Origin of the sequence: Paralysiella testudinis, from assembly GCF_016894345.1 — a bacterium.
GTDB lineage: Bacteria > Pseudomonadota > Gammaproteobacteria > Burkholderiales > Neisseriaceae > Paralysiella > Paralysiella testudinis.
In genome coordinates this window covers 2,846,297-2,860,584 of sequence record NZ_CP069798.1, presented here as the reverse complement: position 1 = coordinate 2,860,584, position 14,288 = coordinate 2,846,297, and the positions used below count along the sequence as shown (strand labels likewise).

The window sequence follows — 14,288 nt, the reverse complement described above, 5'->3', positions numbered from 1 at the left end:
AGCTAAAGCATCTATGGCTGTGTTGCAAGCAGCTGAAACACCCAAGGCAGCAGAAGTGGCGGTAGGCGGCTACGAATATTTCGTTAGCACCTACTTTCCGCATTATATCCGTTCGGCGGAAAAATCCGAGCTGCACCGGTATTTATTCAAGCGGCTGCCTGAAGTGTTGCGCGCACCGGAAGGCTGCCCCGAAGCCATCGGGGCGCCGCGTGGTGAGGGTAAGTCTACACAGGTGACGCAGCTGTTTACGCTTTATTGTATTGTGACCGGCCAAAAGCATTATTGCGTGATTGTGATGGACAGTATCGACCAAGCCTACCCGATGCTGGAAGCGATTAAGGCCGAGCTGGAATTTAACCCGCGTTTTAAAACCGACTTTCCTGATGCCGCAGGGCAAGGCCGTGTATGGCAGGCAGGTACGATTGTGACGGCCAACGACATCAAAGTGCAGGTGGCAGGCTCCGGCAAAAAACTTCGTGGTTTGCGCCACGGACCATACCGGCCTGATTTGACTGTATTGGATGATATTGAAAACGACGAACAGGTGCGCAACCCCGAACAACGCGACAAAACCGAGGCTTGGCTGAAAAAAACGGTGCTGCCTTTGGGCGGTGTGGGGCAGAAATACGATGTGGTGTATATCGGCACTATCTTGCATTACGACAGTGTGCTGTCGCGTACACTTAAAAACCCGTTTTGGCGCAGCATCAAATTTAAAGCCATGCTGCAATGGCCGGACAATATGGTGCTGTGGGAAAAATGGGAAGAGCTTTATCGCAATGATGGCGAATCGGTAGCCGATGCATTTTATCAGGCGCACAAAATCGAAATGAAACAAGGCGCACACACTTCTTGGGCGGCCCGCGACGTGTTGGCGCTGATGAAAATACGCGCGCGTGACGGCCACACCACATTTGACAGCGAATATCAAAACGACCCGGTGGGGGCGCTGGAAGCATTATTTGGCGAGCGCCATAATGCGGATGCGCTAGACAAAATGGTAGCGGCGCGTGAAGTGTGGTTAGAAAACCGCTTGCAGATGCCGCCAACACTGGAGTTGACCACACTGCCATCAACTGCGCAACGAAACGAAGTGGCACGGTTGATGAGTGCACATGGAGATAATTTGCTGCGTGAACATGAGGCTATTGCGGCCGCACAGTGGGAACAAGCATTCGGTGTACGTTTGCAACCATACGATGGTGTCGGGAATAAATATGGCAAGCCTGATTACTATATAACAGATAATAAGTTGCCCAAAAAGCAATGGCAGACACTGGATTTTATGTTTACTGCAGATATTGATGATACAAAGAGCATCCATAATCTTAACCGCTTTTTTGCGCATACTACTGATGGATGGAAAGACAAACAGCGCAGAATCCAACTACATTTGCTTAAATCCGACATTGTGCCACTTGATTTGCGCCACCTAAATACTGAAAATCGTGCTCGTTTATTGTCGTATGTGTTATCCTTGACCAAAGAACAACAGAATCAAATCAAATTGATAGTGAGTGAATCATCATGAGCATACCAAGCGAATTGTTTGTGCGGAGAGAAAATGGGGACTTGGTGCAGGTATTTTTGGGCAGCAAGGCAACTGCTGCTGCACTATTTGATTACCTGTTGCATCACTTGCCTGATGTTGCACCCGACTACGCCGAAGAATTTGAATATAGTAACTGGGATGTGTTATCAATAACCGGTTTGTCGGCCGCCTATTTTATGCCGGTATATGATTTAATCATGCAGGCCTGCCAAGAACTTGAGTTGGTCAAACCCTACCAGGCAGCATTACAGGCAGCCTTGCAATCCGACCCCCGCTACCGGCAACAACAGGCTGCCTGAAACCCAACAGCACCAAATTAAATCCAACCCCGCCACCCCGGCGGGGTTTGTCTTTTTCAAAACCCGCCAAAATCGCCCTGTAAGCCGTTTTAAGCCGTGAGGTATGGTTAGGTATTACCCACCCACTGCAACGCAATCTGACGCGAGTTTAAACATGGTTTAAACATGGTTTGGCATCGCACGCACAATCACAAAACACTCCCGCCCCCGAAAATCTCTTTTTCGGGGCTTTTTTTGTACTGACATCCGCCAAGACACCACACGCGTTTTTGCCCGGCACAATGTGCAACATGAAAACGCCAAACCCCACCCCCTTAAATCTCAAGCTCGCCACCGGCACCGATGTTGCGTTTGTTGCCGCCACTGTGGCCACCGAGCCGCGCCGTTTTTCGGGCATTGCCAACAGTGGCCGCCCGTTTGTGCTGGGCGACATCAATATGGTGGTGGACTTTGAGGGCATCCAATACAAAGCCAAAACCGCCGTGCTGGTAGACCACAGCGGCGGGCGCATTGCCGGGGTGGCCGAATTAAGCGTGACCGCCGACGGCCTGCTGGCCAGCGGCACGTTGCTGGGCAATGAGCACGGACAAGCGGTGGCAGCAGCATCGGATGAGGGCTTTCCGTGGGAGATGTCGGCATACGTTCAGGCAGCCCGTTATGAAGAGCTGCTCTCCGGTGCCACCGCAACAGTAAACGGCCACGAAGTAAGCGGCCCGATGCTGATTATGCGCGATTGCACCATCCGCGAAGTGTCGTTTATGCCGACCGCTGGGCCGATGTGCGCGGCCGCTGTATTTTCGGCAACGAAGCCAACCGCGTTTATCTCAACCAAGGCGATTATTTTGTTGATGTAGCCGAACAAGTAGGGCTCACCCGCACCGGCACCTCGCGCGGCGTGGCGCTGGCCGATTTTGATAACGATGGCGATCTGGACGTGCTGATTACCCACATGACCGCCCCGCCTTCGCTCTACCGCAACGACAGCCAAGCCGCCGCTTGGCTGGGGCTGGACTTGGTGGGCAACAGCCGCAGCTGCAACCGCGATGCCCTCGGCACCAAAGTCACCCTGCTGCCCGCCCACGGCGGCCACGCCCAACACCGCGAAGTGTATGCCAACAACGGGCTGGCCGCCCAAGGCGACCGCCGCTTGCTGTTCGGCCTTGGCACCGATACCGCGTCAACGGCTCGCCTCAGCATCCGCTGGTGTGGCCGTGGCGAGCCGCAAACCGTAGAATTGGATACCGGCCATTATCACCGCATCCAACAACCCTAAATACACATAAACTTTCAGGCAGCCTAACAGGCTGCCTGAAACAACAATAGCCGCCGATACCATCCCACCCCTTGATTGCCGCCCCATTCGCCGCCATTTGCTTTCTATGCCCTGCCGCATTTTCAGGCAGCCCTATACTGATTACCCGCCTTGCAAAGCCCAAACATGGACATCATCCAATACCCCGATTCGCCCTTTAAACTACACCGCCCGTTTCCACCTGCGGGCGACCAGCCCACCGCCATTGCCGGCCTGCTCGAAGGGCTGGACGACGGCCTGGCTTATCAAACGCTCTTGGGCGTAACCGGCTCCGGCAAAACCTACACCATGGCCAATGTGATTGCCCAAAGCGGCCGCCCGGCCATCATCATGGCGCACAACAAAACGCTGGCGGCGCAGCTTTATGCCGAAATGCGCGAATTTTTCCCCGAAAATGCGGTGGAATATTTTGTGTCTTACTATGATTACTACCAGCCCGAAGCCTATGTGCCCAGCCGCGATTTGTTTATCGAAAAAGACTCCAGCATCAACGAGCACATCGAGCAAATGCGCCTCTCCGCCACCAAAAACCTAATGCAGCGCCCGGATGTGGTGATTGTGGCCACCGTGTCGGCCATCTACGGTATTGGCGACCCTAACGAATACCACCAAATGATTCTGCACCTGAAAGAAGGCCAGAAAATCGACCAGCGCGAAGTGATTGCGCGGCTGGTGGCAATGCAATACGAGCGCGGCGATATGGACTTTGCCCGCGGCACCTTCCGTGTGCGCGGCGATGTGATTGATGTGTTTCCGGCGGAAAACGCCGAAGTGGCCGTGCGTATCAGCCTGTTTGACGACGAAGTTGACCGCATGCAATTGTTCGACCCGCTCACCGGCAGCCTGCACCAGCGCGTGGGGCGCTACACCGTATTCCCTTCCAGCCACTATGTTACCCCGCGCGACACCGTATTGCGCGCCTGCGAAGCCATCAAGCTGGAGCTGGCCGAGCGCATCGCCTTTTACACCCGCGAAGGCCGCGCCGTGGAAGCGCAGCGCATCGAGCAGCGCACCCGTTTCGACTTGGAAATGCTCTATGAAATGGGCTTTTGCAAAGGCATTGAAAACTACAGCCGCCACTTTTCCGGCAAGCCCGAAGGCGAGCCGCCGCCCACGCTGATGGACTACCTGCCCAAAAACGCGATTATGTTTATCGACGAAAGCCACGTTACCGTTACCCAAGTGGGCGGCATGTATAAAGGCGATGCCGCCCGCAAACAAAACTTGGTCGACTACGGCTTCAGGCTGCCTTCCGCGCGCGACAACCGCCCGCTCAAATTCCCCGAATTCGAGCGCATCATGCCGCAAACCATCTTTGTGTCTGCCACCCCGGCCAAATACGAAGCCGAACACGCAGGCCAAGTGGTGGAGCAAGTGGTGCGCCCCACCGGCCTTGTCGACCCGCTTATCGAAATCCGCCCCGTGGGCACCCAAGTAGACGACTTGCTCAGCGAAATCAACATCCGCAAAGACAAAGGCGAGCGCGTACTCGTTACCACGCTCACCAAACGCATGGCCGAGCAGCTCACCGATTACTACAGCGAATTGGGCGTGAAAGTGCGCTATCTGCACAGCGACATCGACACCGTAGAGCGCGTGGAAATCATCCGCGATTTGCGCTTGGGGCTGTTTGACGTGCTGGTGGGCATCAACCTCTTGCGCGAAGGTTTGGATATTCCCGAAGTATCGCTGGTGGCCATTCTCGATGCCGACAAAGAAGGCTTTTTGCGCAGCCACCGCAGCCTCATCCAAACCATCGGCCGCGCCGCGCGCAATGTAAACGGCTTGGCCATTTTATACGCCGACAAAATCACCGATTCCATGAAAGCCGCCATCGACGAAACCGACCGCCGCCGCGACAAACAAATCGCCTTCAACGCCGAGCACAACATCGCCCCGCAGCAAATCGTGAAAAAAGTGAAAGACATTATTGACGGCGTATACGGCGAAGACAACGGCAAACGCGGCAAAGGCAAAGGCCGCGGCAAAGTAAAAGTGAATGCCATCCACAACGAAGAAGACGCTATCAAAGAAATCGCCAAACTGGAAAAAGCCATGCAAGCCGCCGCACGGGATTTGCAGTTTGAAGAAGCCGCGGTAATCCGTGATCAGATTCGGGGAATTAAGGAAGGGTTGTTGTTTGGGGCGGTGGGGGAGTGAAGGCTGCCTGAAAAAACATTAATTCTGGAAAAGGGAAATCTTAATAAAAATGGGTATCCTAATGAATAATAAGGAATCATTAAAATTATTGATTTCACAGTGCACGGTATTGGGGCCAGTTTCTAAAAAGATTGTTGCAGCGGCTGAAAATGAACTGTAAGTGTCTTTTCCGGAGGAAAATAAAAAATTTCTATAAGCCGGCCAAGGTGCCCGGTGCGGATTATGCTTCTTTTGAAGTGGTGTCCCACTGCTTGGCCAAAGATGCACATGCTGTTTATGCGCTGAGCGGCAGCGGGGAGGGCTTGCAGATTTTTGCAGCGGCCGATATGGATAATCTGTTTTTTCTGCCGGCCACCATCAGCGGTGATTATTTTGCCGACCTGCAAAATCTGTATCACTACAACGGGCATTTTATTGAATATTGCAACGTTATCAATATGACGCAGGAAACCGAGCCAATCAAGCGCTATCTTGCGCAAAATCATGGTGATAAGGCGGCTTGGTGGAATTGCGCTGAAGGTTTTTACCGGCGGCTGCAACCGCTCTCTGCCCATCATTATCAAAGCGAAAACCGGATTTTTTATTATTTTAAAGATGATAAAGATTTGTATGACTACCCTGTTTACAATACCAAGGTGTCCGGCTTTAATTTTGACCATGACGGCTGCTTTATTGCGCTCAGAGATGTCGATGTGGCTACGTTTCAAGTGTTGAATGAGATTTATGCCAAAGATAAAAACAGCGTTTATTTCTATGCCGGAAAAATCGCAGCCGATGCGGCTACGTTTGCCGTGATAGACCGGCTGTTTGCCAAAGACGGCCACGGCATTTGGTTTAACGGGCGGTTGGCGGATGTGGCGGATGTGGATACGTTTGAAGTGCTGACCAAAAACGAAAGAAGATGTGAGGCGCATCGGGCCAGGGATAATAGGGCGGAATATGTTTCCAAAAACGCCAGAATCAGGCACCAAGGCTATGCGCATATTTTGAAAAAGGTAAAAGCCGGCAGCAAATAATGGTTGGCGGATTCGGCGGCAGCGGGCGGGGTATGCGCGAGCAAGTGTCGATGCGGCCCACGCACCACTTTGCCAAAATCTGGTGTGCTATGATGGTTTATGGTTATAAGTTAAGAAGGCTGCCTGAAAAAGCCAATAGGGTTTTCAGGCAGCCTTCTTCATCAATGGCTTGATTGATTTAACTTCAACGTGGCAATCCCTTGGCTAATGCGTTTTCGGCACGTTTCACCGCTAGGTTTTCTTTCCAGCCCATATAGCGTTGTTGATAGCGGCTTTTCATCATATTGTCGAAGCTGCGTTGTACGGTGAGGTTCCACAGGCTGTGGGTTTTGACTGCCCAGCTTTCGTCCCAGGCGCGCAGGGAGAGGGAAAACGAGCCATTAAGGTATTTCATCCAGTGCCACCAGCCGCTGGGCATAAATAAGGTGTCGCCGTATTCCAAAAAGCATTCGATGCCTTCTACACCTTTGAGGGCGGGGAAGCGGCGGGTGTCGGGTGCATCCACGTGGTAGTCTTCCAGCGCGTAGGTGGCAAAGGGAATGCGGTAGAGGCGCTCTTTCCATTTATGGTCAAACAGAATAACGTGTTTGCGACCGAAATGGGTGTGGAAAATGTGTGCCATGTCGATGTCGTAATGCAGGAAGGTTTCCGAGCCTTCGCCACCGAAAAACAGGTTGGGGTGTTTGTCGAGAAAGCCACCCATCAAATCGGTGGGAAAGCGGTAGTCGCCAAGTAGGGCGGGGGCGTGTTTGATGGGGTCGAACAGAAAAATACGCAAATCGGTGGGTGTGCGCTGAATCAGATCAATGTAGTCGCCGAATTTCATCTGGGCACTGGCGGCGTTGATGGGCGCGGCGGGGTCGGCCTTGCGGCTGTCATACAGCGGCACGGTGATGTCGCCGACAACGGTTTTCATATAATCGAGCGACCATTTGCCATGCGCGAGCCAGTGGTGGGTCATGTTTTTGATCACCAGCGGGCGGCGCGGCTTAAGATAATGGCGGCGGAAATCTTCTTGGCTGATGTGCTCGACCACATCTATCGGGGTGAGTTTGAAACCCATGATTTATTGTTGTAAATGGCTTGGTGCAAAAGAGATGATTTTAATAAACTTTGGGCGGCGGGGAAACGCCGTTTCTGTGCAGCTAAATGGCGTTGTTGCAAAGCCAAAACCGATTTTTTAAATGCTGACGATTTTATTGGCAGAATTTCTGGATATCGGCATCGTAGCGCGCCAAGAAAGCGGCACGGTTTTCGGTGCGCGCACCTTCGGCAGCGGCGCGGTTCAGACGGGCGGCCTTGCAGTTGTCTTCTTTCTGCTGGCGGTTGGCGTCTTCGATTTTTTTGTTGTTTGCTTCGATGGCCTTATTTTGCGCGGCAATTTGTTGGCTCAGCTGCAATTGCTGCTCGGCAATGGAGCCGGAAGCGGTTTGTGCGCCGGGAGTTGCTGCGGGTGGAACCGCTTGGGTAACCGTTTGCGTGTTGACGTTCATCAGATTGCTTTGCGCCGGTTGCAGATTGCGCGGTACATCGGAATAGGTGTTGACGCCGCGGCTGTCTTTCCAGTTGAACACTTCTTTGGCGCCCAAAGAGGCCGATACGCTCAGCGCCAAAGTTAGCAGCAGTAGGTTTTTGTTCATGAGCATCCCTTTTTCTCTTGTTTTTGAAACCTGATTTAGCGGATTTTACAGCTTGGTAATGGCCACAATTTAAAGATAATTAAGCAGCTTTTACAGCAATATGGCCGTATTGTACGGTATCCATTCAAAAAATAACAGTCTGGCGTGGCGGCGTTTTTGCGGCGCGGCGGTTTTGCTGTTAAAATAATGCGCCACATCTCCCCCTTTCCTCAAGAGCCTCCAATAAAATCATGCGTATAGTCGAAAAAGCCTACACTTTTGACGACGTCTTGCTCGTACCCGCTCACTCTACAGTGCTGCCGCGCGACGTTATCCTCAAAACCCCGCTCACCCGCCATATCCAGCTCAATTTGCCGCTGGTTTCCGCCGCCATGGACACCGTTACCGAGGCGCGGCTGGCGATTTCGATGGCGCAAGAAGGCGGCATCGGTATTGTGCATAAAAACATGAGCATCGAGCGCCAAGCGCGGGCGGTGTCGAAAGTGAAACGCCATGAAAGCGGGGTGGTGAAAGATCCGATTACGGTGACCCCCGATATGCTGGTGCGCGATTTAATCGACACCAAGCGCAAGCACAAGGTGTCCGGCCTGCCGGTGGTGGAAAACGGCAAAGTGGTGGGTTTGGTAACCAACCGCGACTTGCGTTTTGAAAAACGCTTGGATGCGCCGATTGCCAGCATTATGACCCCGCGCGAACGCCTGATTACCGTCACCGAACACACCAGCATTGAAGACGCGCGCGAGCTGATGCACGCGCATAAAATCGAGCGCGTGCTGGTGGTGAGCGACGCTTGGGAGCTTAAAGGGCTGATTACGGTAAAAGACATTCTCAAAACCACCGCTTTTCCCAATGCGAATAAAGACGCCGATGGCCGTTTGCGCGTGGGCGCTGCCGTGGGTGTGGGCAAGGAAACCGACGAACGTGTGGCCGCACTGGTGGCCGCCGGTGTGGACGTGATTGTGGTGGACACTGCCCACGGCCACAGCCAAGGCGTATTGGATCGCGTGCGCTGGGTGAAGCAAAATTATCCGCAAGTAGATGTGATTGGCGGCAATATCGCCACCGCACAAGCGGCGTTGGACTTGGTGGCTGCCGGTGCCGATGGCGTTAAAGTGGGCATCGGCCCCGGCTCCATCTGCACCACCCGCATTGTGGCGGGTGTGGGCGTGCCGCAGCTCACGGCCATTCACAATGTGGCCGAAGCGCTGAAAGACAGCGGCGTGCCGCTGATTGCCGATGGCGGCGTGCGCTTTTCCGGCGACTTGGCCAAAGCGCTGGCGGCAGGGGCTTCGGCAGTGATGTTGGGCGGTATGTTTGCCGGTACTGAAGAAGCACCGGGTGAAATCGAGCTGTATCAAGGCCGCTCTTATAAGTCTTATCGCGGCATGGGCTCGCTCGGTGCCATGAGCCAAGGCTCGTCGGACCGCTATTTCCAAGACAACGAATCCAACGCCGACAAATTTGTGCCCGAAGGCATCGAAGGCCGCGTACCCTACAAAGGGCCGATTGTGCAGATTATCCACCAATTGGTGGGCGGCTTGCGCTCCAGTATGGGCTATTTGGGCTGCGCCACCATTGCCGATATGCATGCCAAGGCCGAATTTGTGGAAATCACCTCGGCCGGCATGAGCGAATCACATGTGCACGATGTACAAATCACCAAAGAAGCGCCCAATTACCAAGTGCGTTGATGTGGATTAAAATGCTGTTGCCGTGTATTTATTGATGTCATGCGGCGAAATGTTTAAAAAAGGCTGCCTGAAACTTTCAGGCAGCCTTTTTTGTGGCTGTGGTGTTTAGATTGGGGCGGTGGCAATGGATTGCCTTCCATCATCTGCCACATCAAACACCTCATAAAACTCCAACGGCAGGCCATCGGGGTCGGCGCAGAAAGTAAAGCGGCTGCCGGTGTATTCGTCGCGGCGCACCGGCTCGCATACCACGCCGTGTTGCTGCAAATGGGCAATCATGGCATCCAAGTCGGCCACTGCAAAAGCCAGATGGCGCAGGCCGCAGGCTTCCGGATGGCTGCGGCGCGGCGGCGGGTTGGGAAAGGAAAACAGCTCCAGCTGTTTGCCGTCGGGCAGGCATAAATCCAGCTTGTGGCTGTGGCGATCGGCACGGTAGTGTTCGGCCAAAATACGCGCGCCCAATACCTGAGTATAGAAATGTTTGGCGCGAATATAGTCGCTGCAAATCAGGGCGATGTGGTGGATGCCAATCAAGGGGGCGGGCATGGGGAATCCTTGTACTGTTCAACAAGGCTGCCTGAAAGCGGTGTTGTGTCGCCATTCCGGCTTCAGGCAGCCTCCTTATCAAGGGCTTTAATCTGCGGGCTGGCCGGGGTCGGGCTTGAGCATGGATTGGGCGGCGGCGGCGGTTTCGTAGAGCTGGGCTTCCATTTGCTGTTGTTGGAAGCCGGCACCCAGCTGCATGCGTAAGAAGCTGTTGCCGGTGTAGCGGGTAACGTGGTGGTAGTGCTGCGCCATAATCGCTTTGACGGTGGCCAGGTAGTCGTCAATGAGTTCGGGCAGGATGTCGAAGCGCTCGTAATTGATGATGGCATACACTTTGTGGCCCACCGGTGCCAAGGCTTGATCCACGGCGGTGCGCACGGCGTCGATGTCGTGGCGGCTGCGGATGGCGAGGCCGGAAAAGTCGACAAAAAACAATTCTTGTTGTGCATCATAGCTTAAACGCTCGGCCAATGGCCGTTGCAACATTTGCTCGCGCAGCCCCATGGGGCTGTCGTGGAAAATACGCGCATCCATTAAGCGCGGCTGGCCGTGAATCACGGGCTTGAAGGCCATGTGTGCCAGAATATCTTGTTCGATGTCGATGCCGGGCGCCACTTCGGTGAGCACCAGGCCTTCGGCGCCCAGCTCGAATACGCAACGTTCGGTGATGTAAATCACGGCTTGGCCGCGTTTGCGCGCTTGCTCGGCGCTGAAGGTGCGGTGTTCCACCGCCGCCACAAATTTGCGCGCGCCGCTGTCGCCCGCAATGCGCAGTTGGCCGTCTTGTAAGGTGATGTCGGGCTTGCCGGCGGTAAAGGTGCCCACAAACACCACTTTTTTGGCATTTTGGGAAATATTGATAAAGCCGCCGGCACCGGCCAAGCGGGCGCCGAATTTGGAGACGTTCAGGTTGCCTTCGCCATCGGCTTGCGCCAGCCCCAAAAAGGCGATGTCCAAGCCGCCGCCGTCGTAAAAATCGAACTGGCTGGGCTGGTCGATAATGGCGTGGGCATTGGTGGCGGCGCCAAAGCTCAAACCGCCGGCGGGAATGCCGCCAATCACGCCCGGCTCGGCGGTGAGCGTCATCAGGTCGATAATCCGCTCTTCGGCGGCCACGTTGGCAATGCCTTCGGGCATGCCGATGCCCAGATTCACCACCGCATTGGTGCGCAGCTCCATGGCGGCGCGACGGGCGATGATTTTGCGCTCGCTCATGGCCATGGCTTTGAGCGCCGACATGGGCACGCGGATTTCGCCGGTGTAGGCCGGGTTGTATTGCTCGGCAAAGGTTTGCATGTGGTAGGCGGCGTCTTCGGCCACCACCACGCAATCCACCAAAATGCCCGGCACTTTGACTTCGCGCGGATTAAGGCTGTTGCGCTCGGCAATGCGCTCCACTTGGGCAATCACAATACCGCCGCTATTGCGCGCCGCCATGGCAATGGCCTGGGCTTCTAGGGTGAGCGCTTCTTTTTCCATGGTGATGTTGCCGTCGGCATCGGCGGTGGTGCCGCGGATAATGCCTACGTTAATCGGAAAAGCTTGGTAAAACAAATATTCTTCGCCGTTGATGTGCATCAGCTGCACTAAGTCGTTTTGGGTGCGCTCGTTCAGTTTGCCGCCGCCAAAGCGGGGGTCGACAAAGGTGCCCAGCCCCACATGGGTAAGGGTGCCGGGCTTGCCGGCGGCAATATCGCGGAATAAGTGGGTAATCACCCCTTGCGGCAGATTGTAGGCTTCAATCTGGTTGGTTACTGCCAGCTCTTGCAGGCGCGGCACCAGCCCCCAGTGGCCGCCAATCACCCGGCGCACCATGCCCAGATGGCCGAAGTGGTTGAGTCCACATTCGCGGCCGTCGCCTTGGCCTGCGGCATACACTAAGGTGAGGTCGCGCGGGCTGCCATGGCCATCGCTGCTGGCGGCGCGGGTTTCGGTATAGCGCTCTTCAATGGCACGCGCCACGTTTTCAGCAAAACCAATGCCCACAAAGCCGCCGGTGGCGATGGTGTCGCCGTCTTTAATCAGCATGGCCGCTTCGCGCAGGGAAACCACTTTGCCATTGTCGGCCTGGTGCGGCGCTTGGGTGATGGGGTGGACAGGATGGGTCATTTTTCTTTTCTCCGTGGCAATGGCGCTATTAAGCAACTCATAATCCATTGCAGCCGATGTAGTTGCCTGTAATTAAGCGCATTGTTTTTTTATGAACAAGCACAATACCTTGCTGGCGGCACGTTATTATTTACGCGGACAGTGCTTGCAGTATAGGTGAATTGTGGTTATTTTGTCATCGGCTCTATGCAGCATGTATCTGTGTGTGGCGGTGCTAATTTGTTCAAAAATATCCGTTTTATGTGGCTGCCTGATTGGGTAACGCCATTGCCGAAAAATAATAAGAAAGTGAGAAACGTTATGTTAAGCGTACTGGCCATTGTGGTGTCTTTGCTGTTGCTGATGTTTTTTGCCTACCGCGGCTACAGCGTGCTGTTGTTGGCGCCGCTGATGGCGGCGGTGGCGGTGGTGTTGAGCGGCGAAGGCGGTTTGATGCTGCCCATTTACACCGAAACCTTTATGAGTGCTTTGGGCAACTATCTGCTCAAATTTTTCCCGGTATTTTTGCTGGGTGCGCTGTTTGGGCAATTGATGGCCGATTCGGGTGCCGCCGGGTCGATTGCCAAATACATCATGCGCTTGCTTGGCCCCAAACATGCCATTCTCACCATTATTTTGGCCTGCGGCTTGCTCACTTATGGCGGTGTGTCTTTGTTTGTGGTGGCTTTTGCCATTTTCCCGATTTCCAAAATGCTGTTTCAGGAAGCCGATATTCCCAAACGGCTGATTCCGGCCACCATTGCGCTGGGTTCGTTTACCTTCACCATGACGGCCTTGCCCGGCACCCCGGCGATTCAAAATGCCATTCCCATTCCATATTACGGCACCAATGCGTTTGCAGCGCCGGGGCTGGGGATTATCGGTGGCCTGATTATGTTTTTCGGCGGCTGGTTTTGGCTGAACCAGCGGGCTAAAAAAGCCCGTGCTGCCGGTGAAGGCTATGGTGATCACGGCAACGATGCGGTGGATTTGCACGACGTGAATGCCCAACACATGCCGTTTTGGCTGGCCGTGTTGCCCTTGGTGTTGGTGATTGGGGTTAATGCGGTGCTCACTTATGGGGTGTTCCCCAATATGGATTTCGCTTTTGTGAACGAGAAATTCCCCAATTTGAAAGTGGCGTCGCAACTGGGCTTGTGGTCGATTATTATTTCGCTGTTGGTGGCTTGTACGGTGTTGGTGGTGGCGCGCTGGGCGCACTGGAAGCATTTGCAGACCAGCGTGAATAAAGGCGTATACGGCTCGATGCTGCCCATTTTCAATACCGCTTCCGAAGTGGGCTACGGTGCGGTGATTGCCACCATGGCCGGTTTCGCCCTTATCCGCAATGCGGTGCTGAATGTGTCGCCCAACAACCCGCTGATTTCCGAAACCGTGGCCATGAGTACGCTGGCGGGGATTACCGGCTCCTCTTCCGGCGGCCTGAGTATTGCCCTGCAAACCTTGGGCAAAGACTATCTGGCCATGGCCGAAGCCCACGGCATCAGCCCGGAATTGCTGCACCGGGTGGCGGTGATGGCCGCGGGTGGTTTCGATACCTTGCCGCATTGCGGCGCCATCATTACCTTGTTGGCGATTTGTGGTTTGAACCATCGCCAGTCGTACCTGAATATCGGCATGGTAACCATTGTTATTCCGTTGGTGGCGGTGATTGCGGTAATTACACTGGGCACTATGTTCGGTTCGTTTTAAGATTTAGCACGTTTTAGTTTGATGCTAAAGCCCCGCTAGGCTGCCTGAAAATACAGCAGCTTGGCGGGGCGTTGTTTTTTATATGGGTGTATTATACCAATTCGAAAAAATAAGATAACAAGACGGAACTGATTTACTTGGTGCTTCAGCGCCTTAGTAAATTGTTCTCTTTGAGCTGAGCCGAAGACAGTACACCTAGTACGGAACAGAGTTTGTTGGTGCTTTAGCACCTTACAAAATCGTTCTCTTTGAGCTAAGGCGAGCCAACGCA

At 54.2% G+C, this 14,288-nt stretch carries 12 protein-coding genes and 1 pseudogene; 9 read left to right on the top strand and 4 right to left on the bottom strand.

Annotated elements, in window-relative coordinates; translation table 11 throughout:
• Positions 1-13: 13 nt before the first annotated feature.
• The 7 genes and pseudogenes from JQU52_RS14925 to JQU52_RS14405 all read left to right on the top strand — a co-directional run.
• Positions 14-970, top strand: a pseudogene (locus JQU52_RS14925) (hypothetical protein); the annotation flags it as partial.
• 27 nt (positions 971-997) lie between these two features.
• Positions 998-1,531: a hypothetical protein gene (locus JQU52_RS14920; RefSeq protein ID WP_407947616.1), complete on the top strand. Its 534-nt coding sequence runs from the start codon at positions 998-1,000 to the stop codon at positions 1,529-1,531.
• Complete coding sequence (locus tag JQU52_RS14425; RefSeq protein ID WP_230339137.1) at positions 1,528-1,851, top strand: glycine cleavage system H protein; 324 nt, start codon at positions 1,528-1,530, stop codon at positions 1,849-1,851. The genes JQU52_RS14920 and JQU52_RS14425 overlap by 4 nt, the downstream gene beginning before the upstream one ends.
• A gap of 290 nt (positions 1,852-2,141) precedes the next feature.
• The gene (locus tag JQU52_RS14420) at positions 2,142-2,705 is read left to right on the top strand and encodes a hypothetical protein (protein ID WP_230339136.1); all 564 of its coding nucleotides are present in this window, start codon (positions 2,142-2,144) and stop codon (positions 2,703-2,705) included.
• Positions 2,630-3,124 (top strand): CRTAC1 family protein, encoded by a 495-nt coding sequence (locus tag JQU52_RS14415; protein ID WP_230339135.1) that lies wholly within the window; start codon positions 2,630-2,632, stop codon positions 3,122-3,124. Before JQU52_RS14420 ends, JQU52_RS14415 begins: the two co-directional genes overlap by 76 nt.
• 165 nt (positions 3,125-3,289) lie before the next feature.
• Positions 3,290-5,323, top strand: a complete 2,034-nt coding sequence (gene uvrB / locus JQU52_RS14410; RefSeq protein WP_230339134.1) for an excinuclease ABC subunit UvrB — start codon at positions 3,290-3,292, stop codon at positions 5,321-5,323.
• A 134-nt stretch (positions 5,324-5,457) separates the two neighbouring features.
• Positions 5,458-6,339: a DKNYY domain-containing protein gene (locus tag JQU52_RS14405; RefSeq protein WP_230339133.1), complete on the top strand. Its 882-nt coding sequence runs from the start codon at positions 5,458-5,460 to the stop codon at positions 6,337-6,339.
• 184 nt (positions 6,340-6,523) lie between these two features.
• Here the strand turns inward: JQU52_RS14405 and JQU52_RS14400 are convergent, their stop codons facing one another.
• Both JQU52_RS14400 and JQU52_RS14395 read right to left on the bottom strand, forming a co-directional pair.
• Positions 6,524-7,402, bottom strand: a complete 879-nt coding sequence (locus tag JQU52_RS14400; protein ID WP_230339132.1) for a cupin-like domain-containing protein — start codon at positions 7,400-7,402, stop codon at positions 6,524-6,526.
• Positions 7,403-7,535: 133 nt separating this feature from the next.
• A complete protein-coding gene (locus JQU52_RS14395) occupies positions 7,536-7,979 on the bottom strand; it encodes a DUF4124 domain-containing protein (protein WP_230339131.1) in 444 nt (147 codons plus the stop codon).
• A 230-nt stretch (positions 7,980-8,209) separates the two neighbouring features.
• Between JQU52_RS14395 and guaB the strand changes: the two genes are divergently transcribed.
• Entirely contained in the window at positions 8,210-9,670 is a 1,461-nt protein-coding gene (gene guaB, locus JQU52_RS14390) for an IMP dehydrogenase (RefSeq protein ID WP_230339130.1), read from the top strand.
• Positions 9,671-9,775: 105 nt separating this feature from the next.
• On the opposite strand, the gene gloA2 is transcribed toward guaB, so the two are convergent.
• Both gloA2 and JQU52_RS14380 read right to left on the bottom strand, forming a co-directional pair.
• Positions 9,776-10,216 carry an SMU1112c/YaeR family gloxylase I-like metalloprotein gene (gloA2, locus tag JQU52_RS14385; protein WP_230339129.1) on the bottom strand — a complete coding sequence of 147 codons (441 nt, stop codon included), beginning with the start codon at positions 10,214-10,216 and terminating at the stop codon, positions 9,776-9,778.
• Between the two features lie 87 nt (positions 10,217-10,303).
• The gene (locus JQU52_RS14380) at positions 10,304-12,325 is read right to left on the bottom strand and encodes an acyl CoA:acetate/3-ketoacid CoA transferase (protein ID WP_230339128.1); all 2,022 of its coding nucleotides are present in this window, start codon (positions 12,323-12,325) and stop codon (positions 10,304-10,306) included.
• Positions 12,326-12,625: 300 nt separating this feature from the next.
• Here JQU52_RS14380 and JQU52_RS14375 point away from each other — a divergent pair, with 300 nt between their 5' ends.
• On the top strand, positions 12,626-14,017 hold the full coding sequence (locus JQU52_RS14375; RefSeq protein ID WP_230339127.1) for a GntP family permease: 1,392 nt from the start codon (positions 12,626-12,628) through the stop codon (positions 14,015-14,017).
• The last annotated feature ends 271 nt before the right edge of the window (positions 14,018-14,288 follow it).